This window comes from Clostridium gallinarum, from assembly GCF_014836325.1.
GTDB lineage: Bacteria > Bacillota > Clostridia > Clostridiales > Clostridiaceae > Clostridium > Clostridium gallinarum.
Genome location: NZ_JACSQZ010000019.1, coordinates 14,560 through 36,377, shown reverse-complemented (window position 1 = coordinate 36,377; position 21,818 = coordinate 14,560). Strand labels below are relative to the sequence as shown.

17 protein-coding genes are annotated in these 21,818 nt (G+C 27.6%); 5 read left to right on the top strand and 12 right to left on the bottom strand.

The features are described from left to right. Window positions 1–17: 17 nt before the first annotated feature. The 3 genes from H9660_RS07150 to H9660_RS07140 all read right to left on the bottom strand — a co-directional run bounded on the left by H9660_RS07150 (window position 18) and on the right by H9660_RS07140 (window position 8,232). Window positions 18–6,125: a discoidin domain-containing protein gene (locus H9660_RS07150; RefSeq protein ID WP_191749684.1), complete on the bottom strand. Its 6,108-nt coding sequence runs from the start codon at window positions 6,123–6,125 to the stop codon at window positions 18–20. Window positions 6,126–6,552: 427 nt separating this feature from the next. After that, a complete protein-coding gene (locus H9660_RS07145; RefSeq protein WP_191749683.1) occupies window positions 6,553–7,545 on the bottom strand; it encodes an aldo/keto reductase in 993 nt (330 codons plus the stop codon). 111 nt (window positions 7,546–7,656) lie between these two features. After that, window positions 7,657–8,232 (bottom strand): TetR/AcrR family transcriptional regulator C-terminal domain-containing protein, encoded by a 576-nt coding sequence (locus tag H9660_RS07140; RefSeq protein ID WP_191749682.1) that lies wholly within the window; start codon window positions 8,230–8,232, stop codon window positions 7,657–7,659. 221 nt (window positions 8,233–8,453) lie between these two features. On the opposite strand from H9660_RS07140, the gene H9660_RS07135 reads away from it, so the two are divergent. Both H9660_RS07135 and H9660_RS07130 read left to right on the top strand, forming a co-directional pair. Next, the gene (locus tag H9660_RS07135; protein WP_191749681.1) at window positions 8,454–8,645 is read left to right on the top strand and encodes a cysteine-rich CWC family protein; all 192 of its coding nucleotides are present in this window, start codon (window positions 8,454–8,456) and stop codon (window positions 8,643–8,645) included. Between the two features lie 96 nt (window positions 8,646–8,741). Then, window positions 8,742–8,981 (top strand): hypothetical protein, encoded by a 240-nt coding sequence (locus tag H9660_RS07130; RefSeq protein WP_191749680.1) that lies wholly within the window; start codon window positions 8,742–8,744, stop codon window positions 8,979–8,981. 56 nt (window positions 8,982–9,037) lie between these two features. Here the strand turns inward: H9660_RS07130 and H9660_RS07125 are convergent, their stop codons facing one another. From H9660_RS07125 to H9660_RS07115, 3 genes are all read right to left on the bottom strand, one after another. Next, complete coding sequence (locus tag H9660_RS07125; RefSeq protein ID WP_191749679.1) at window positions 9,038–10,594, bottom strand: ABC-F family ATP-binding cassette domain-containing protein; 1,557 nt, start codon at window positions 10,592–10,594, stop codon at window positions 9,038–9,040. 193 nt (window positions 10,595–10,787) lie between these two features. After that, entirely contained in the window at window positions 10,788–11,348 is a 561-nt protein-coding gene (locus H9660_RS07120; RefSeq protein WP_191749701.1) for a DUF3867 family protein, read from the bottom strand. A 108-nt stretch (window positions 11,349–11,456) separates the two neighbouring features. Then, the gene (locus tag H9660_RS07115; protein WP_191749678.1) at window positions 11,457–12,509 is read right to left on the bottom strand and encodes an ABC transporter substrate-binding protein; all 1,053 of its coding nucleotides are present in this window, start codon (window positions 12,507–12,509) and stop codon (window positions 11,457–11,459) included. A gap of 404 nt (window positions 12,510–12,913) precedes the next feature. Here H9660_RS07115 and H9660_RS07110 point away from each other — a divergent pair, with 404 nt between their 5' ends. Next, window positions 12,914–14,260, top strand: coding sequence for a putative DNA modification/repair radical SAM protein (locus tag H9660_RS07110; protein WP_191749677.1), 1,347 nt, complete (start codon window positions 12,914–12,916; stop codon window positions 14,258–14,260). An 11-nt stretch (window positions 14,261–14,271) separates the two neighbouring features. Continuing rightward, window positions 14,272–15,015, top strand: coding sequence for a TIGR03915 family putative DNA repair protein (locus H9660_RS07105; RefSeq protein ID WP_191749676.1), 744 nt, complete (start codon window positions 14,272–14,274; stop codon window positions 15,013–15,015). A 106-nt stretch (window positions 15,016–15,121) separates the two neighbouring features. Here H9660_RS07105 and H9660_RS07100 read toward each other — a convergent pair whose 3' ends face one another. Continuing rightward, the gene (locus tag H9660_RS07100) at window positions 15,122–15,499 is read right to left on the bottom strand and encodes a RidA family protein (RefSeq protein WP_191749675.1); all 378 of its coding nucleotides are present in this window, start codon (window positions 15,497–15,499) and stop codon (window positions 15,122–15,124) included. Between the two features lie 200 nt (window positions 15,500–15,699). Between H9660_RS07100 and H9660_RS07095 the strand changes: the two genes are divergently transcribed. Next, a complete protein-coding gene (locus H9660_RS07095) occupies window positions 15,700–16,722 on the top strand; it encodes a branched-chain amino acid aminotransferase (protein ID WP_191749674.1) in 1,023 nt (340 codons plus the stop codon). A 93-nt stretch (window positions 16,723–16,815) separates the two neighbouring features. On the opposite strand, the gene H9660_RS07090 is transcribed toward H9660_RS07095, so the two are convergent. From H9660_RS07090 to H9660_RS07070, 5 genes are all read right to left on the bottom strand, one after another. Further along, window positions 16,816–18,240 (bottom strand): sensor histidine kinase, encoded by a 1,425-nt coding sequence (locus H9660_RS07090; RefSeq protein ID WP_191749673.1) that lies wholly within the window; start codon window positions 18,238–18,240, stop codon window positions 16,816–16,818. Continuing rightward, complete coding sequence (locus H9660_RS07085) at window positions 18,240–19,298, bottom strand: sensor histidine kinase (RefSeq protein ID WP_191749672.1); 1,059 nt, start codon at window positions 19,296–19,298, stop codon at window positions 18,240–18,242. Before H9660_RS07085 ends, H9660_RS07090 begins: the two co-directional genes overlap by 1 nt. Beyond that, window positions 19,288–19,983 carry a response regulator transcription factor gene (locus tag H9660_RS07080; protein WP_191749671.1) on the bottom strand — a complete coding sequence of 232 codons (696 nt, stop codon included), beginning with the start codon at window positions 19,981–19,983 and terminating at the stop codon, window positions 19,288–19,290. Before H9660_RS07080 ends, H9660_RS07085 begins: the two co-directional genes overlap by 11 nt. A 162-nt stretch (window positions 19,984–20,145) precedes the next feature. Then, window positions 20,146–20,928: a formate/nitrite transporter family protein gene (locus H9660_RS07075; protein WP_191749670.1), complete on the bottom strand. Its 783-nt coding sequence runs from the start codon at window positions 20,926–20,928 to the stop codon at window positions 20,146–20,148. Window positions 20,929–21,042: 114 nt separating this feature from the next. Further along, window positions 21,043–21,816: a sirohydrochlorin cobaltochelatase gene (locus H9660_RS07070; RefSeq protein ID WP_191749669.1), complete on the bottom strand. Its 774-nt coding sequence runs from the start codon at window positions 21,814–21,816 to the stop codon at window positions 21,043–21,045. Between the last annotated feature and the right edge of the window lie 2 nt (window positions 21,817–21,818).

The following is a 21,818-nucleotide window of genomic DNA, read 5'->3' as shown; positions in this document are numbered from 1 at the left end:
CGTCCTCAATTAATAAACTATTTTTTTAATCCAAATAATCTTCTAAGCCAAACATATAATACGCTAAGTGATGCAGTAGTAGTAGCAATAACTGTAGCAACTACGCCCTTATTCACTTTATTTTCTTGACTATTATCTTCTTCAACCGAACCTTTGGAAGAATTTTCACTATTTGTTAAATCGCTAGAAGAATTAGTTTCTGACTCTCTATTAGCTTCTTCATCATTATGCGTTACATTAGATTCTTTATTAGAATCACTCTCCTCTAATCTTTCATTATAAGAGCCATTAAATCCAATAGAATTATTATTTGAATTTAAATTATTTGATGCAATATTATTACTATTTAATCCTACATTTGAGAAACTATTATTTGAAGAATTACCATATCCATTACCTGAGTTTCCATTTCCAGAGTTTCCTTCTGAACTAGAGCCACTTCCTGAAACATTACCACCTGAACCTGTATTTCCATTGTCTAGATTTGTTACTGGAGGTGTTGTAACTGGAGGAGCTACAGTTACAATATCTGAACCATTAGATAAATCGCTATCAGAATCATTAGATACATCTGCATCTCCAATGCTTGAATCATCAGCAGTTGAGTTATCTAGGTCTCCATCATTCGAAGTATTTTCTCCATCTTCTACTGGAGCTTGTTCAATTGATCCATCTGATATACTTCCATTATCTGAACCATCTCCCCCAACAACTGGCGGTACTACAGGATTATTTTGATCAGTAGAGTTATCTCCACCTAAGTTTCCATCATTAGTTGAATCATCTGTATCAGTTGAGCCATCTTCAACACTAGGAGGTAATACAGGGCTTTCATCTTCATCAGCAGTTTCTGATAAACTATTAACTTCAACCATGACATAGAATTCCTCCCCTGAATCTCTCATTCTAACTTTAAGGTGGAATACACCATTCTTAATAAATGTTACTTTGTTAGAACCATTGTTATTAAGTACTTCCATTTTCTCTTCATCTATGTCCACAGTAGCTATTACCTTGTTAGGTTCACTATCTACAGATTCATTTTCGAAAACTTCATCATAAGAAACCATTGAAGTAATTTCTTCGAATTTAAACCAATCAACATTAGCTGTCACTTCACCAGTATTTCCTGCTTCATCTACAAAAGTAAATGTATAATTACCATTAGTTTTAAATTCATGATAATCTAATTTCTCAGCAGTAGTAATCTCTATTTTTTCACTTACATTAGTAAGTCTAGCTATCACTATACCTTCATGTGCTTTAGAATAGTCTAAAGCTATATTTGCAGTAGGAGCATCTTTATCAATCCAATTTACTTCTACTTCTTTATTGAATTCATTACCATATTTATCTCTTATTACAAAAGTAAACTTCCCATTAGTATCAAACTCATGAGAATTTCCACCATCACTTATAACTTGATCACTAGTGTCTAATCCTTCTATAGTTGCTATAACATTTTGATTAGTCCACTTATCGTAGTTAAACTTAACCTCAAAATCACGTGTATCTTCTATACCATAATCAGGGTCTAAGTTCTCATCCTTATCTGAACTGTTCTCTCTAATCCAAGTAACTTCTGCAACCTTCTCAGTAACATTACCTGCTTTATCTTTTACTTTAAATGTATGTCTTCCATTCTTAGTAAATACATGAGTATCTCCACCATCACTTATTATCTCTTCATCATCTTTAACCCCAACTATAGTAACAACTACTTCATCATAAGTAGGTTCTTCAGTACTATAATTAATCTCAAAAACTGGAGCATCTTTATCAATCCAATCAACCTTTACAATCTTTTCAAATTGATTACCATACTTATCTTCTATGACAAATGTGAACTGTCCATTCTTAACAAAGGTATGAGTTTCTCCTCCTTGACTAACAACTTTATCAGTACTATCTAAACCTATTAGAGTTGCTGTAACATCTTGATTAGTTAAGTAATCATAATTGAACTCAACTTCAAAGTCTCTAGTGTCTTCTATTCCATAATCAGAATCTAAATTCTCATCTTTATCAGAGCTGTTTTCTCTTATCCAAGTAACCTTAGCAATCTTCTTAGTTATGTTTCCAGCTTCATCAGTAACTATAAATTCATGTTCACCATTCTTAGTAAATTTGTGAGTTCCTCCACCTTCACTAATAACTGTTTCTCCTTCTCCAAGACCAGTAACAGTAGCAATAACTGGGTCATAAGTTGGGTCTTCAACATCAAACACTATATCAAACTCTGGAGCTTCCTTATCTATCCAATCAACAGTAACTGGTATATAATTTCTTACTCCAGCTGAATCTTCTAGGATAAACACTACTGTCTTGTTCTTCTCAAACTTGTAGCTATAAAGTGTTTTAGTAGACTCAATAGCATCTCCTGAATAATTTGAATCACTAAAGTCAGTTAAATCATTAGAATCAGCACTATCATCTGAAAAAACTACTATTTCTTCCGAATCAGTTGATGAACTAGAATCACCTTTAATTATATAATTACCATGTTCATCAAAGCTAGGATTCTCATCTACTTCAACAACACTAACTCCTTCTTTAGAGAATGAATTTACTGTTAGTGTAACATCTTTATTTGTAATGCTAGGGTAATCAAATTCATAATCCATTCTAGGAAGATTCTCGTCAATATTATTAACCTCTGCCGTTATAGATTGTTCTACTCCATTTGCATCTGTAAACTTAAATATAAATTTACCATTTCTGTCAAATACATGTTCTGAATCACCAACAACATTACAACCTTCAGGTAAAACCAATTTAGCAGTAACAGTTAATTTATCATCACTTGTAACATAATCTATTTTAGCTTCAGCTTTGTACTCTTGGGTAGTATCTTCATACAAGTTTAATATTCTACAAGACATAATAGGGCTACCATAAGTTTCATTACCAACAAATTTAACATATCTTGCTGGCATTGATTTTGTTAGGTCTATAGTCTTGAATGTAGCACTATTATCCCAACCAGTTGCCTTTCCAGCTTCAGTCCAATTAACTCCATCTAAGCTAGTATAAACTGTACCATTTTTAACTTTACCGTTATTGTATGCAGAATAATATTCTAAAGCAGAAATGTATCTAACTTTATCTAACTTAACTATTAGGTATCTAGAATCAGATAAAGTATCTTCTTTACCTCCATCAGCATGCCATCCATTATTCCCATTACCATTTAAAACATTAGAAGCCTTATCACTAGAAAGTTCTGTGGAAAAACCAGCTAAAGATAAATGATCTATGGTAATATATTTTTTAGTATCTGTATCTTTGTCTGCTTTAAATGTAAATTGATCTGAAGGACCTTGAAGATACACACCGTAAGCCTTATATCTAAATTTAATTACTCTGTCTTCTGTGCTAGGAAATCTGATATCAGAAGTATAAGTATACCAATTAACTCCATCTTCACTATACTCTAGATTAGATATGTTACCAAATAACTTATTCTCTTCGTCATTCTTATAAAGAACACTAGTTGTTATTTTAGAACCATCTTTTATATCTATAGTATAATTTTCTTCAGTACCCATTAACCCTACTAGAATGTCATCAGTTGAGTTTATTTTCTTCACTTGTTCATCTGATAGTTCTATTACATGGTTAATAGTAAACTCCTTGCCATCTTCAAATTTCTCCCATGTATTACCACCATCTAGAGAAACTCTTATTTGTATTGTAGAATTATCATAGCTCTCATTAATAATAATCTTATTAGCATTTTCACCATCAAATGAGAAGCTTGCTAATGGAGTAGTTGCTTGACCTAATAACGACTTAGCTACTTTTTGACAAGCACTATTTTGTAAACTTTGTGCAGGTGTAGCAACACTAGCCTTCGTAAGTGTAGAAGTTTCGATTATGTCTACAGTGGCTTTAAGAGTACTATCACTCATTTGTGCTCTTATAAGATCCAATAAATCCACCATTGGAGCAGGGTAGTAAGTATACTTATCTGCAACCATTTGAGCAAACTCGAACCATTGCTTGTCAGTTGTAGATGAATCTAATTTATACATTTTAAACTTAGCATAAATACTATCTAGGTTCTTATCATAAGATTCTAGAGATAAATCTAGAGCTTTTTTATACTCTTCACTTCCAACATCATAACTATTAGCTATCAGATTATAATAAAATGATTTCATGTAATTAGAATAATCATTCATAGCGTCTTGGGCTAAAAGTATATAAGATGTATTATTAGCATAACCACTTTTATTTAAAGTGTTATATTCCATTTGACCCCATCCTAATGGTAATCTATGCTCAGTTTGTATAGTATTTCCCCATCTAGTAAATGAAGACTGCCAACCACCAATATCATCAGATATAGACCAAATACCTTTTCCTTGAGAATTCACAGAATATAATAAATAGGCTTCGTGTCCTGGCTGATAAGTACCTATTGCAGGTATACCTTGAAGTTCATTAACAACCATACCCAATCCTGAAAGTCCCCAACAGATAGCACCTGCCTCCATAAACATCCAAGCACGATATAAATTCGTATTACCATAGCTAATACCATAATCTAGGAATCCATATTTCTTATTCCAAGTATCTTTATTTTCTTCAGAATAGAATCTACTTTGTCCATAACCAGTATTAACATATCCAGCATATCCATATCCATTATATCTTTTCCAGTCACTAAGTGAAGTATCAGGAGGATACTTCTTGTCTATGTAATCTCTTAACCAAATCATTTCATCGTAATTAATTCTAGCATCCATTACAGCACGAACTAATTCCATGTTGTAATTTTCAAATTCAGACTTCCTTACGAATCTATCTTCGTCATACAACTTTTTGAAGTTCTTATAAGTTTCAACGGGATTAGCACCAACACAATTACCGCCGTAATCAACCATGAAAGGTTTTAAATCTTTAGAATAAGCAGCCGCAGTAGCCAATAACATCTTCTTGTATTGTAAATTACCTAAATCACCTTTAAACTCATTATATAATTTACCTAGGGCTAATAAAGCATTATACCCAGTACCACTAAAATAATCACCAGCTTGTATAAACATCTCTAAAGAATTAAAATCAGAGAATAGCCAATTTAAAGCTTCTTTAACACCAGGTTGAGTGTTTATTAGACTTGATATAGTATCATATCCAATTCTTCTAACAAATTCTCTTTCTAGTACTTGTTGCTTATAACTATCATAATTCTCTTCTACACTTCTTTTAGATATAATTTCATCATACTGAGTTACAGTCATAAATCCATTATAACTTTCTTCAGTAGAAGGATCATAACTAGAATCTACTAATCTGATGTTAGCAAAAACAGCGTGGTCATAAGATCTATTATCATTAGGGCCACACATAGCACTTAATCTAACATATTTAGCACCTTCAACTTTTACATAAACCATGTAAGCTTCATTAGACGCTTTTTTAACTCCTACATCATCTATTGTTTTCCAAGTTTCACCGTCTTGTGAAGTCTCTATTGTAAAGTCAACTCCATCACCTTTACCATTTTGTCTATAGTCAACTCCTAAATAACCAACTAGGTGTGTATGTGTTTTGGAGTATTGACTAATGTCATAAACAACTTGAGCATCTGTATCAACACCTATCCCCTTAGTGAACACTTTTTCTTTACCATTCACTAATAGATGAATATTATCACCTGATGAACTCTTATTTATTTTAACTGCTTTCCATTGAAGATAACTTAAACTATCATAAGTTAAATCAGATAGATAAATAGAAGTATCTTGTGCATAATCAGATGAATCAGCACTTGAATCGTGATTGTCTACAACTGAATTATTAGTTGAACCATCATCACTCTCTTCACTATACAAACTAATACCTTCATTTGAATTCCCTGCATTATTCGCCACACTTTCAAAATCAGATTGCATTTGTTCAACTGAAACACCATTAAGTGTTTTCTTTGAATCAACTCCTGAATTACTAAGTTCACCCGACTCATTAGATGAATCAGAACTATTTGGTTTATCATTAGAACTTGTAGATACATCAGATAACTCTAAAGCCGAAACAGTTTTAGCATCAGATAAAGTACTCAGAGCTACATTAGCCGCTAAAGCTCCAGCTATTATCCTTGAAATCTTCTTTTTATTCAAAAATTATCCCTCCATTAATACTAAAATTATACATAATTATACTAAAAAACTTAAATTATTCTATAATTTTCTTAAAATTTTTTTTGCTATTTTATCACTAATTTTAAACATAAAATATCGGATAAAAATAATTTTTATTCAAATAACATTTATATATAACTTTACAAAGCTATTATAAATATAAAAATCCTATAAAGTAGACTTTTTTATAATATCTACTCTACAGGATATATTTTAATATATTAAAATATTTAATATTAATGATTATATTATTTTAGTTATTAATCCATATTTATAAGGGATGTTCTTATTTCGTATTATACTTTTCTCTCTATTTTCTTATTCAAAGAAAATAGCAAATAGAATCATATTTTTCATAGCAACCTTCACACATTTATAACTACTTTAGTTCATCTTTATTATATTTTTATTTACTTCTATTTTCCGCCATAACTCCTACTAAGCTATGTGGAACATAAGCTTCTTCTAAATATAAAATTTCATCCTCAGTTAAATTTACATCTACGGCAATAGCAGCCCCTTCAATATGATGCATTTTTGTTGCTCCAACTACTGGTGAAGACACTTTAGTTAGTAACCAAGCTAATGATATCTCAGTCATAGTTACGCCTTTTTTTCTAGCTAATTCTGCTACTCTATCAATTATTATCTCATCTTTTTCCTTTGTAACATCATATTTAGATTTTGCATAATTATCTTCTTCTAATCGCTTAGATTTTTCTCCTTGATACTTAGAAAGTCTTCCCCCAGCTAACGCACTATATGGAGTCATTGCAATATTTTCTTCCTTACAATAAGGGGCCATTTCTCTTTCTTCTTCTCTGAAAATAAGATTATAATGTCCTTGTACAGAAATAAACTTTGCAAATCCATATTTTTCTGCTAATGCATTTGCTTTTGCTATTTGCCATGCAAAACAATTAGAAATACCAATATAACGAACCTTGCCTGCCTTTACCATTCTATTTAGTCCATCCATAATTTCATAAAGTGGAGTATTATAATCCCACATATGATAGATATATAAATCTACATAATCCATACCTAGGTTCTCAAGACTTTTATTAAGGCTATTTTCAATATGTTGTTGCCCACTTATACCTTTATTTATTTCCTCTTTTGTACGAGGTAAAAATTTTGTAGCCACAACTACCTCTTCTCTTTTTGCATAATCTCTAAGTGCTCTTCCTAAATACTTTTCACTAGTTCCACTTTGATATGCAATAGCAGTATCAAAAAAATTCACTCCTAGCTCTAAACCTCTTTTAATTATTTTTCTAGACTCCTCTTCATTTAATGTCCATGTATGTTGACCTTTTGTCGAATCTCCAAAACCCATACACCCCATACAAATACGAGATACATTTAAATCTGAATTACCAAGCCTTATATATTCCATTAATATTACCACCTTTCATTTATAAATTTATTATAAAAAGGATTAACTAATAATAAAATTTACAAAGCTAAAATAAAATCTACATCTTGACATTCTTTTAAAAATGTCAACCTATCTTATATATGGATTTTTTCCTATATCTCCATCCTTAAATAGTTTTTCCATACCTATACTTCTAAGCTGATTAATTAACTCTGCCATCTCCTCACAAGAAGAAGGCATATCTGATAATATCCAAGATAGCACCATACTACTTGATGCCATTGCATGATATTCAGTTGCAAAACGTAAAGCACTCGGCATTTCCTTTTTACCATAAAGCTTTTGATGCCAATTTAAATCAAATTCTTTACAATGTTCAAATATATAATCTTTTAAACAGTTTTGAGTATCTATTAAACAAGCTTGTTTCATAAAATTATGATACTCTTTCATTCTTTTAAGTGAAGCTAGTAAAGAATCATGAAAGTTCATATTCTCTACTTGATTATCACTGTATTCAGGTATTATCTTACTTAAATAAATATACTGAATTAAATCATTTTTATCTAAAAAATGATTATAGAAAGTTTGACGACTAACTCCAGTTTTAATTAAAAGCTCTTTAATTGTTATTTTTTCTAAAGATTTTATTTCACATAATTCTAACATTCCGTTAGCTAGAATTTCTTTCACACTTATAGCCATATCCAAATACCTCATTTTTACTTCTATATATCTCTATTTATAACTTAAATTAAAATTCTTCTTACCATATATTATTTATTGCATAAATATCTATCTATGTAAAGACAATAAAAAAATCAAAGAAATAACAAACCTTGTATGATTCCATTTAAAAATTTTATAATTTATAGTACTATTATATAGTAATATTAAAGTTATATTATTTACTAAGGAGTGATATAATGATCGAACATAAACCAAATAAAACATGTCCTATATGTGGGGAATATAACAACTGTCAAGTTGGACAAAAAGAATGTTGGTGCCATACTGTTAAATTTACAAAAGAAATTTTAGAAATGGTTCCAGAAGAAAAAAGAGGAAAAGCTTGCATGTGTAAATCTTGCTTTGATAAATTATCTCAAAATAAATAAAACTCTCCTAGGTAACTATTGTTACATACTTAAATTAATATTTTATATATAATTAATATTAAGATACTATTAATTTAAATTTTAGGAGGTCAAATTATGAGTTGTGGTTGTGGAACAAATACTAAAGACGGAAAAGCTATTGTTGATAGATTAAGACAAAAAGGAAAAGCAGATTTAAAATTAAATACTCCTTATCCAATAAAATGCTCATGTGAAGAAGAATTGGTAATGGAGACTTTTGTAACCGTTTGTCCAAATTGCAAAATGACTTATGCAATTACTCCATGCTCTCAAGGTGATATTAATAACATAAAGTCAGCAGGAATTAACTATTAATTATGTAATATTTTATAAAAAGAGTTAGCTTTCACGCTAACTCTTTTAATATTTAACTACACAATCTTAGTAGTCCACTCTTCACAATTCCATATTTCTGTTACTACATCTCTATAGAATTCTGGTTCGTGAGATACTAATAAAATTGATCCTTTATATTCTTTTAATGCTCTCTTTAATTCATCTTTTGCATCTACATCTAAGTGGTTTGTAGGCTCGTCAAGGATTAATATGTTTGTTTCTGTATTTAATATTTTACATAATCTTACCTTTGCTGCTTCTCCACCTGATAAAACCATTATTTTTGATTCTAATTGCTTAGTTGTTAATCCGCATTTTGCAAGGGCTGCTCTTATTTCGTATTGTGTTTTACTTGGAAATTCTTGCCACACTTCTTCTATACAAGTATTTGTATTTTTTTCTCTATCTTCTTGTTCAAAATATCCTATATGTTGATAGTCTCCTAAATGTACTTCTCCACTTAAAGGTTGTATTTTTCCAAGTAAACTCTTTAATAAGGTACTTTTTCCAAGTCCATTTGCACCAACTAAAGCTATTTTTTGACCTCTTTCCATATATAAGTTTAGAGGCTTAGTTAATGGTGAATCATATCCTATAACTAAATCTTTAGTTTCAAAAATAGTTTTTCCTGATGTTCTTGCTGGTTTAAAGTTAAACTCTGGCTTTGGTTTTTCTTTTGAAAGTTCTATAACTTCCATTTTATCTAATTTCTTTTGTCTTGATTTAGCCATATTTGCGGTTGCAACATTTGCTTTATTTCTAGCAACGAAATCTTCTAATCTAGCTATTTCTTTTTGTTGCTTTTCATATGCTGCTTCTAATCTCTTTTTGTTTTCTTCATATAATCTCTTAAATTCATTATAGTCCCCAACATATCTAGTTAGCTTTCTTTCTTCAACATGATAAATTAAATTAACTACTGAATTTAAGAATGGTATATCATGAGAAATTAATATAAATGCATTTTCATAATTTTGAAGATATCTCTTAAGCCATTCAATATGTTCTTCATCTAAATAATTAGTAGGCTCATCTAAAAGTAATATATCTGGATTTTGAAGTAATAACTTACCTAAAAGTATTTTTGTTCTTTGTCCTCCTGATAAATCATCTACATCTCTATCTAATCCTAAATCTAAAAGTCCAAGCCCCTTTGCTACTTCCTCAACTTTTGCATCTATTATATAAAATCCATTATGATCTAAAAGATCTTGAATAACTGCTGTTCTTTCAAGCATTTTTTCTAATTCTTCTGGTGTGCAATCTCCCATTTTTTCATAAAGAGTATTCATTTCTGTTTCTAAATCAAAAAGATATTTAAATGCATCTCTTAAAGCATCTCTAATGCTTTGTCCTTTTTCTAAAGCTGCATGCTGATCCATATATCCAACTCTAACATTATTAGACCAAATAACTTTTCCTTCATCTGGCATAAGTTTATTTGTAACTATACTCATAAATGTTGATTTACCTTCACCATTAGCACCAATTAATCCAACATGTTCTCCTTTTAATAATCTAAAGGACACATCTTCAAATATTGCTCTATCACCAAAACCATGGCTCATATCTTTAACTGTTAATACGCTCATTATTATCCTCCTGAAAATTACATCTATTAGTAAAAAATTCTCCTATTTAATTTTAATTTATTAATTTAATTACTTTCAAATTATTAAAAAATTAATAGAAGTACTTAAAATCAAAAATAAGGTATGATTAATATCATACCTTACTTATTATAAACTATAATGTAAGAAAATAAATAGATTTTTTTTAACAATTCTAGTATTCGTATTCTTTAGTATTTTCACAAATATTAATTTTTAGAGTTTTATTATCTATAAGCTTTTTATAAGAGCATAAGAAATCATTTAATTCTAAATCATTTAAATCTATTTTTCCTTCACTAGTTAGAATTATTTTTTCTCCATCAGTTATTATATCCACATTATTTTTTTCATTTTTTATAAAGTAATTATTAACTGTTGAAACTTTAATTCTATCTTTATATTTCTCTTGGAAACTCATATTTTTTCTTATTTTTTCTATATCTCCACCACCTGGAATTACATTGTCTAACCCTAAAGACTTAATTTGTTCTTCAATACCTGAAGCATCAAAACCATATCTCTCCATAAGCTTTGTTTGCATTTTTAAAAACTTATCTTGAGATATATTGTTTTCTTCCATGTACTCCATTATCTTCTTGGTAAAATCAGACATATTTAATTTTCCTGAAGACATATCATAATATAAAGTATACATATAAGATTCAAACTTATCTATATCTTTATCATTGACTCTATTTTTTAATTCATTAAAATCTATAACTCTATCCATAATACTAATCAACTCCTATGTTATTTATAGATGTTATTAATATTATACTATTAATAGTTTATTTATTCTATTTACTTAATGTAATATTAATATTTTTTTATCAATTTCTAATTAATCTGCTGTTTTTACAGCACTCCAAACATCTTCATATAATCTTAGCTTTTCTTGAGGTAAGTACTGATAAACTTCGCATCTTTCCATAATTTCTTCTGGCATGTATGCTGCTTCATTATTTCTTACTTCCTCTGGTTGCTCTTCCATTGCTAATTTATTTGGAGTAGTATAACCTATTTCTTCTGCAATTTTATAAGCATTGTCTTTGCTACTTACAAAGTTAATAAACTTTTCAGCAGTTTCTTTATCATTTGCATTTGTTGGAATTGCCCATGAATCTAACCAGTAATTTGCACCTTCTTTTGGTATTATATATTCTAAGTTTTCATTTTCATCTGCTAAAGTTAAACCTTCCCCAGACCATATCATAGCAATAGCTGCTTCTCCTGATGTCATTAAATCCTTAACTTCATCAGCACCATATTTTAATACTAAAGGCTTTTGTTCTATTAATAAGTTTTTAGCTTCTTCAAGCTCTTTTTCATTAGTTGTATTTAATGAATAGCCTAATTTTTTTAATGCCATTCCTATAGCATCTCTTTGAGCATCTAAAACAAATATTTGTTTTTTATACTTTTCATTCCACATTATATCCCAGCTATCAACTGTATCATCTACTAAATCTTTATTATATATAATACCTATAGTTCCATTCATATATGGTACAGTGTATTCATTACTCGGATCATAAGGCTGACCCATGTCATTTTCGCTCATTTCACTTAAGTTTGGAATATTATCTTTATTTATCTTTTGAAGTAATCCTTCTTGTATCATTCTATCTGCCATATAATCAGCTACTAAAACTGCATCCCAGTTAGTCTTTCCTGAAGCTACTTCTATATACATAGTTTCCATATCATCAAAAGTTTTATAATTTACTTTTACATTGTACTCTTCTTCAAATTCTTTAATTAAGCCATCGGCTATATTTTCTCCATAATTTAATACATTAATAGTTTTCTTATCATTATTTTTACATCCTACGAAAAGTGATGCAGTGAATAATATACTAAAAAGTAATACAGATATTCTCTTTAATTTATTCATTTTTATCTTCCTTTCTTTATTTAATAATTATTATTTACCAACAATAATTATAGATACAATAAAATTATTTGCAAGTAAAAAATACCCAATTATTATATATATTTTATTTTGCCTATAAATATAATTATTTTATCACTTCTCTATTATTATAATTTCCAATATTATCTTTTTTATTCTTTTATGCATTTTATAGTATTAACTTTAACTAATAGGAAAATTAATAAATAAGTGTTAAAGTATCATATCCATGTTCCGTCGCATACGCTCCAAGTCACCTTGCTATGATACTTTAACACTTAAAAACTGAAGGAAGGAATATGTAAAATATATTAATTATAATAATCTATTGAACTATGAACATATGTTCTGTATAATATTTATAAATACTTATTGTAGGTGATTATATGAATATAAAAGAAAAGCTTAATATACTTTCAGCCGCTGCAAAATATGATGTTTCTTGTTCTTCATCTGGCTCTAAAAGAAAAAATATCAATGATGGCTTAGGTAATGCAGCAAATAGTGGAATATGTCATAGTTTCACAGCTGATGGAAGATGTATTTCTCTCTTAAAAATATTATTAACAAATTATTGTATTTATAACTGTAAATACTGTGTAAATGCTTCTTCTAAAGATGTTCAAAGAGCTGCATTTACTCCTGAAGAAGTTGTTGATTTAACTATTAATTTTTATAAAAGAAATTATATTGAAGGATTATTTTTAAGCTCTGCAATTTTTAAAAATCCTAATTATACAATGGAATTATTACTTAAAGTAGTTAAAAAATTAAGATTAGAAGAAAATTTTAATGGATATATTCACTTAAAAGCTATTCCTGGTGCAGATGAAGCTTTAATAAAAGAAGCAGGTAAATTTGTTGATAGAATGAGTGTTAATATAGAATTACCCTCCTCTTCCAGTTTAAAACTTCTTGCTCCTCAAAAAACTAAAGAAAATATATTAACTCCTATGAATACAATTAAAAATAATATTTTAGAAACTAAAGATTTAAAGAAAAAGATAAAGTCTACCCCATTATTTGTTCCTGGTGGGCAAAGTACTCAACTTATTGTTGGTGCTACACCAGAAAGTGATTTTAAAATTTTAAATTTATCAGAGAATTTATATAATAAATTTAATTTAAAAAGAGTTTATTACTCTGCTTATGTTCCTGTAGTTAAAAATGAAAAAGCACTGCCTGATATAATCCATCCTCCTTTAGTTAGGGAACATAGACTTTATCAAGCTGATTGGCTTTTAAGATTTTATGGCTTTAAAGCTAAAGAGCTATTAAAAGATGAAAATGAAAATTTTGATTTAAATTTTGATCCTAAAACTTCTTGGGCTTTAAATAATATAAATAACTTTCCAATGGAAGTAAATAAAGTTTCTTATGATGAATTACTTAGAATTCCTGGAATTGGAGTTCGTTCTGCTAGAAGAATATTAACTGCAAGAAAAGTTCATAGTCTTTCCTTTGAAGATTTAAAGAAAATTGGAGTTGTATTAAAAAGAGCTAAATACTTTATTACCTGCAAGGGAAAATATTATGGAGATGTTTCCTTTAATGATGAAAAAATAAGAACTCGTCTCCTTTATATGGATAAGCCTAAAATTGATGATGAAAACTCATCACAATTATCTTTTTTCGATAATATATATATTTCTTCTAATAATATACTACTTCCAGAGCCTAAGCAAATCCTTCTTCCAAAGGATAAAATAACATCTATTACTGGTGAATTTTAAGAGGTGATTAAGTGTTAAAATTAATTTATGAAGATTCTTTTGAGGGACTTCTCTCTGCAATATATTATGCTTTTTATTCTAAAGAAGAAATAATTTATATAGGAACTGATGACTCCACTCCTTTAGATATGTTAACTAGACAAGTTTATATCGAAACAGATTTAATTAAATACAACAAAGTTAAGGATGCCATAGTATGTAAAATTGATCCTTATGCATTAAGTAAAATATATACACTACATTTATCTAATTATAAGGATAAAGGCCTTTTATGTTTTAAATATTTAAAGTTAGCTTTTAAAATAGGTAGTGATATACATAAATATTTACATTTAAATGAAGTTAGAGAATTAGATTTAATAGAAAGACGTGTAAAATTAGAATCTCATAGATTTACAGGCTTTGTTAGATTTTCATTAATTAATGATAAATTTTTATATTCTTCTATAGAGCCTGATAATAATATTCTTGAATTAATTTCTCCTCACTTTCAAAACAGATTTAAAAATGAGTATTGGATTATTCATGATGTTAAAAGAAACTTAGCTTCTATCTATAATAAAGATACCTTTGAAATTACAGAAATGAATAATGATATATATAATTTATTAAAAAATCATAATGATGAATTTGAAAATTTATGGAGAGATTATTTTAAATCTACAACAATAAAAGAAAGAGTCAATTTAAAACTTCAAAAACGCTCCATGCCAAAAAGATATTGGAATAACTTAACAGAACTTAAAAAGTCATAAAAATTATAATTTTTAGCAATTTGGAACGAATTACATCATCCTTACTTCTTCATTCTTAACTTTTCATTTTTAATTAAAAATAGGAGCCTAAGGCTCCTATTTACAATTATAATGATGCAACAGCTTCTATTTCTACTACGCAATCTTTAGGAAGTCTTGCAACTTCAACACAGCTTCTTGCTGGTGCATTTTCAGTGAAATATTGTCCATAAACTTCATTTACTTGAGCAAAGTCATTCATATCCTTAATAAATACTACTACTTTAACTACTTTGTCTAAACTGCTACCAGCTTGTTCTAAAACAGCTTTAACGTTTTCTAAAGATTGTTTAGTAGCTGCTTTAATTTCAGTTACAACCTCACCTGTTGCTGGATTAACTGGAAGTTGTCCAGATGTAAACACCATATCTCCTATTTTAATTCCTTGTGAATAAGGTCCTATTGCTGCTGGAGCATTAGTTGTTGAAATAATTTCTTTTTGCATTTAATGTACATCCTTTCTTTTATGTATTTTTTTAAATTAATATAAAAAGTAATCTTTGGATTTTTTTCCTAATACTACTATACAGTTTTTTAGAAAAAACTTCAATATTAAATAAATTTATATATTTTTCACATAAAAAGTTTATTAATTAATTAACAAGTGTTAAAATAATATAAAAACCATGTGGGAGGTAAGTATTTATGGATAAAAATGTTAATATTGATTGGAATAACCTTGGTTTTAGTTATATTAAAACTGATTATAGATATGTATCAGTTTGGAGAGATGGAAAATGGGACGAAGGTAAACTTACTGAAGATAATATGTTAACTATAAGTGAAGCTTCTACAGCTCTACATTATGGTCAACAATGCTTTGAAGGATTAAAAGCTTACAGAAGAAAAGATGGTAAAATTCAATTATTTAGGGTTGATAGAAATGCTAAAAGAATGAATGAAAGCACTCAAAAATTACTTATGCCAGAAATACCAGAAGAAAAATTTATAGATGCTTGTATGCAAGTTGTTAGAGCTAATGAACATTATGTTCCACCATATGGTACTGGTGCTACATTATATTTAAGACCTTTTATGATAGGAGTTGGTGATAATATAGGAGTAAAACCTGCCCCTGAATACATATTCTGTGTATTTGCTGTTCCTGTAGGTCCATATTTTAAAGAAGGCCTAGCACCATGCAACTTTATGATTGCAGATTATGATAGAGCTGCTCCACAAGGAACAGGAGCTCAAAAAGTAGGTGGAAACTATGCAGCTTCATTACACCCTCATTTAATTGCTGCTAAAAAAGGATTTGCAGATTGTATTTATCTTGATCCTGCAACTCATACTAAAATAGAAGAAGTTGGTGCTGCTAATTTCTTTGGTATAACTAAAAACAATGAATTTGTTACACCAAAATCACCATCAATTCTTCCAAGTATAACCAAATACTCCCTAATGGATATTGCTAGAGATTATTTAAATATGCCAGTATATGAAAGAGATGTTTTTGTAGATAATTTAGATGAATTTAAAGAAGCTGGTGCTTGTGGCACAGCAGCTGTTATTACTCCTATTGGAGGAATAGAATATAAAAATGAACTTCATGTTTTCCATAGTGAAAAAGAAGTTGGACCTGTTATAAAAGAACTTTACAGAATTCTTTGTGGAATTCAATTTGGTGATGTTGAAGCACCAGAAGGCTGGATATTTGAAGTTTAAAACTATTATTAGTAATTTTATATAAAAAATATTAAAGTGAGGTTATTTAAAAATTACCTCACTTTAATATTTATAAGATAGAATTTATTTTAATTATAAAATTACACTTACAATAAACTTCTCTTCTTTTATTTCAATATTAAATTCTCCACCTTGTGATTCAGTTAAACCTTTTGCAATGTCTAATCCAAGACCTGACCCCTCAGTACTTCTTGATATATCTCCTCTTATAAACCTTTCTAATAACCTTTCTGCATCTATATTTATTTTTTCTTTTATATTATTAATAAAGGTAATATTGCTTCTTTTATTCACTTTATTTTCATCATATTCAATTACTATAAATACATCTGATGGACTTAAAGAGTATTTTATAATATTAGATATTAGATTTTGATATATTCTAAGAATTTTATTATAATCTCCAGTAATTATAAGCTTTCTTTTATCTTTAATAGCAACTTCCTTAGAATTAACATAAAGTTTTATATTTATATTTAATTTTTTCTCTATTAATCTTTCATTTCCTTCAAGTAAAGCTTGATTTAATACTTCTTTTATATCTATTTCCTTTATGTCTAAATTAATTGTATTAGAATTTGCAATAATAGAGTCTTTTAAATCCTTTAATAATACACTTATTCTATTAGTTTTTCTTTCTAAAATATCTAAATATTCTTTTTTACATTCACTATCTACGTCTTCTTGACTTAAAAAATCTACATAATTAAGCACTGAAGTTAAAGGTGTTCTTAAATCATGTGATATATTAGTTATTAAATCAATTTTATTTATATTAGATATAGCTTCCTTATCTTCTATATCCTTTGACATAGAAATAATTTCGTATATAGCCTTCTTTAATATATTAAATTCAAGTCCATTGAATACTACATAATTATTTTTATTATTCTCTAAAAGCTCTATTATCTTATTAATATTATTTTCTTCTAAATACTTAATGGTTTTATCTAAAACTAAATTTAAAGTTCTTATTATTAATTTATTCTTCAAAAGGCTAGTATAAAGATACGTAGCAATTATTAAATTTAATATAATTACCCAAACTAATATAGTAATCTTTATATCTATTCCACTCATTGTTAATTGAAAAAGAATTTGATAAAAAATCATATAGAAAATAACATACATAACAAGATTAATAAATCTATCGAACACTTTAATTTTATAGAACTTTTTTTCATATTCTTCCATGTTACTTTTATTATATATTCTACATTTTAAAACTATTTGAATTAATGAAATAGCCACTATTATAGAAAAAACTATCCAAGTTAATAAAACTATATATTTAGGTCCTTCTGTATTATAGTTTGGTAAGAATTCTCCTCCTGTTGTATTTACTAATTTTCTTACTACAAAGTAATTTATTAAAATTAATGTTTTACCTATAATTGTTTCTAATAATACTTTTTCATTTATTAATATTAAATTTTTAACTTCATAATCCTTAAGCCATCGTATCTTATTTTTAAGTAAAACTTTATCCAATAGCATTACTTCACCACCTTATCTAAGGAAGTTTTAGCTTTATTATTTATATTAAAACTAATGATAACTTTAAATAAATCTCCATCAATATCAATTTTAAAATCTCCATTTTGTAATAAAACTAAATTCTTTGCTATTTCTAAACCAAGACCTGAAACATCTTCACTTTTATTATTATTTATTATATGTACTAAATCTTTAGGTTCTATATTTAATTCTTTTTTAGAAGTATTCTTTAAAATTATATATAGCTTATTATCTTCTTTTTTTACTTCCAAATAAACCCTACTATTTTCTAGTGAGTGTTTTATAATATTTTCAAAAAGAATTTCAAATACTCTCCATAACATTTCTCCACTACAGGATAAAAATACTTCTTCCTTTGGAAAAATACTTCTAATAATTAGATTTTTATCAAATATTTTATCTTCTACTTCCACTATAGCTTGTTTTAGAAATTCTACTATTTCAATATCATCTAATTCTACTTTCATATCTCCTGTAGCAGTCTTTGATGCTTCAAATAATTCTTCAACTAACTTTTTTAAATTATTAGATTTAGTCTTTAAAATATTTACTGCTTCATTATCATCCTCTTCTGATTTTATCTTATCTATATTTATGAGAATATCTTCTAATGGTTTATTTAATTTATCTGTTAAATTGTTTATAAGCTCCATATTAACTTTTTCATTTTTCTTGATATTTATAGCAGATTTTTTTACATTCAAAGATATATAATTTATTTTATCTACTAACTTTAAATACTGACTATTTATAGGTATTTTAATTTCTTCTTTATTAAATATTTCTCTTTTAATAAAAAGACTTTCCTTTTCTTCTTTAGTAAAATTATCTATCCATTTTTCAATTCCACTCCAAATAAAAAAACTCATATTATTATTTTTTAATAATTTCATAAACATAAATATATTAGATATTACTAAGCTTCCAATTATTAATATTAAAATTTTATAATTAGGAAACAGAAAAATTAATAGTATAGTTATAATAGCTAAAACTATAAAACTTAAATATTTCAATCTTTCTATCTTACTTTTCAAACTTATAACCTACTCCCCATACCACTTTTATATATCTTGGCTTTTTAGGATCTACTTCTATTTTTTCTCTTATCCTTCTTACATGTACCATTACTGTATCTGTATTGAAACAAGGTTCTTCCCATACCCTTTCATATATTTCCTTTGAAGAAAATACCCTTCCTGGATTACTTAAAAGTAGTTCTAATATTCCATACTCTGTTTTAGTTATTTTTATTTCTTTTCCATCTACCTCTAACAATTTTTTACTTTTATCTAATTTTATAATTCCATAAGATAAAATATCATTATTATCTTCTTTTCCAAAATTCCCAAAATCAACATATCTCCTTAATTGAGATTTAACTCTAGCTATAAGTTCTAAAGGATTAAAAGGTTTGGTTATATAATCATCTGCACCAATATTTAACCCTAAAATCTTATCTGTATCCTGAGATTTAGCTGATAAAATGATTATTGGTATATTTTTTTCTTCTCTTATATTTATAGTAGCCCTCATTCCATCCATTTTAGGCATCATTAAATCCATAATAACTAAATGTATTTCTTGTTCTTTAATTATATTTAATGCTTCTATTCCATCATAAGCTTTAATAATATTTAAATCTTCATTCTTTAAATATATTTCAATTGCATCTGTTATTTCTTTTTCATCATCAACTACTAAAACATTATATTTTCCCATAATATTAATTATCTCCTTTATATTTACTAACATATGTAAATTATACCATCTATACTTTTATAATAAGATATAAACTTTAAAATAACCTATACTATTTCTAACAAAATTCTTAAAAATAAAGTCCAGCAAATCGATTTTGCTGGACTTTTCTAATATTATATTTTACTTTTCTCTATTTCCACTTGTAATATAGTAATATGGTAAAGCTAAGAATAAAGCTCCTCCAATAAAGTTTCCTATTGATACTAATATTACGTTATATGTATATCCACCTAAAGTTATTGTTGATGGATCAATTAAATATCCCATAGCTAAGAATCCCATATTAGCTACACTATGTTCGAATCCTGCTGTTATAAAAGTGAATAAACACCAGAATATCATTAATATTTTTGCTGTTTCTTCTTTCAACTTATAGCACATCCATACTGCTAAACAAACTAATATGTTACATAATATACCTTTAATTATTAATTGTCCTGCTGGTGCGTTAATTTTAGTATAAGCATTGCTTACTATAAATTCTCCAATATAATCGCTTTTACCACTTGTTAAGCCTGCTTGAACAAATAATACTGCTCCAAGAACTCCACCCAAAATGTTTCCAATCCAACTTGCAAACCAAATCTTAATTGCATCTATCCAGGTAACTGTTTTTTCTAATGCTCCCATAGTCATAATCATAGCATTACTTGTAAATAAGTCTCCCCCAGCCATTAAAACTAAGCTAAGAGCCACACCAAAAGATGCTCCCATTAAAATTTTGTAAGTTTCTACTCCATTATGATGCATTATGCCACCTATAGTATAAATAAGCATAACTCCTAAACTTACAAATAAACTTCCCAAAGCAGCACTAACTAAATATCTAGCCTTACTTCTCTTTAATAAATTACTTTTAACCTCTGCTGAATGGGCTAAATTATGAATTTCTTTACTGTACATGATACACCCCACTATATAGTCAATTTTTTAAAAATAATTATTATGTTTATTCTATTTTTACCTATCACATTTTACAATGAAACTTAAGTTTTTGCAAATTAAACTTTATTCTTATTAAGATTTAATTTTATCTATATAAAATTTTCTAATTTCATCATATTCTATAAGAGATTTTGAAGTATAATTTACTTTTATATTATTTTCTTCAAATAAGGCTTTCCAAGAATTTTTATCTCCTAATATATCTTTTTTTATATGATTTCCAGGTAGCATAAGAACTGGGGATATTAAAACTTCTTTGATATTATCCTTTAAAAGCTTTTTTAATATATCTTCTTTTCTTATCTTTCCTTCCAATGTTCCCATATATACACTTTTAAATCCTTTTTTATTAAAGGTATCTTTTAGCCTATCATAACTTTCAGTATCTATAGTTTTAGAACCATGACCTACTAAAACTATACTCTTATTTTTTTCTAAATTCTTTTCTATAGAATTAGCTATTAGGTTGCATCCTTCTATTAAAGTTTTTTCATCCTTTCCCATGATAGGTTTTCCTAAATTTATTTTAGAAAATGAATAATTATATTCTTTTATAACATTTTTTACTGATAAAAATTCACTACCTTCTATTATATGTAAAGGCCTTATATATACTTCTTTATATCCTTCATTTCCTAAACTAAACAATACTTCTTCTAATCTTGGAACTATTTTACCATATTTATTTAATAAAACATTTGCTATTGCACTAGATGTAAAAGCCTTACACACGTAATACTTTTCACTTAATGAACTTCTTACTTCCTCTTCAAACTTCTCAAGGAAATTTAGCCCATCTAAATTAGCTGTTCCAAAAGAAACTATTATAACTGCCTTACTTGACATAA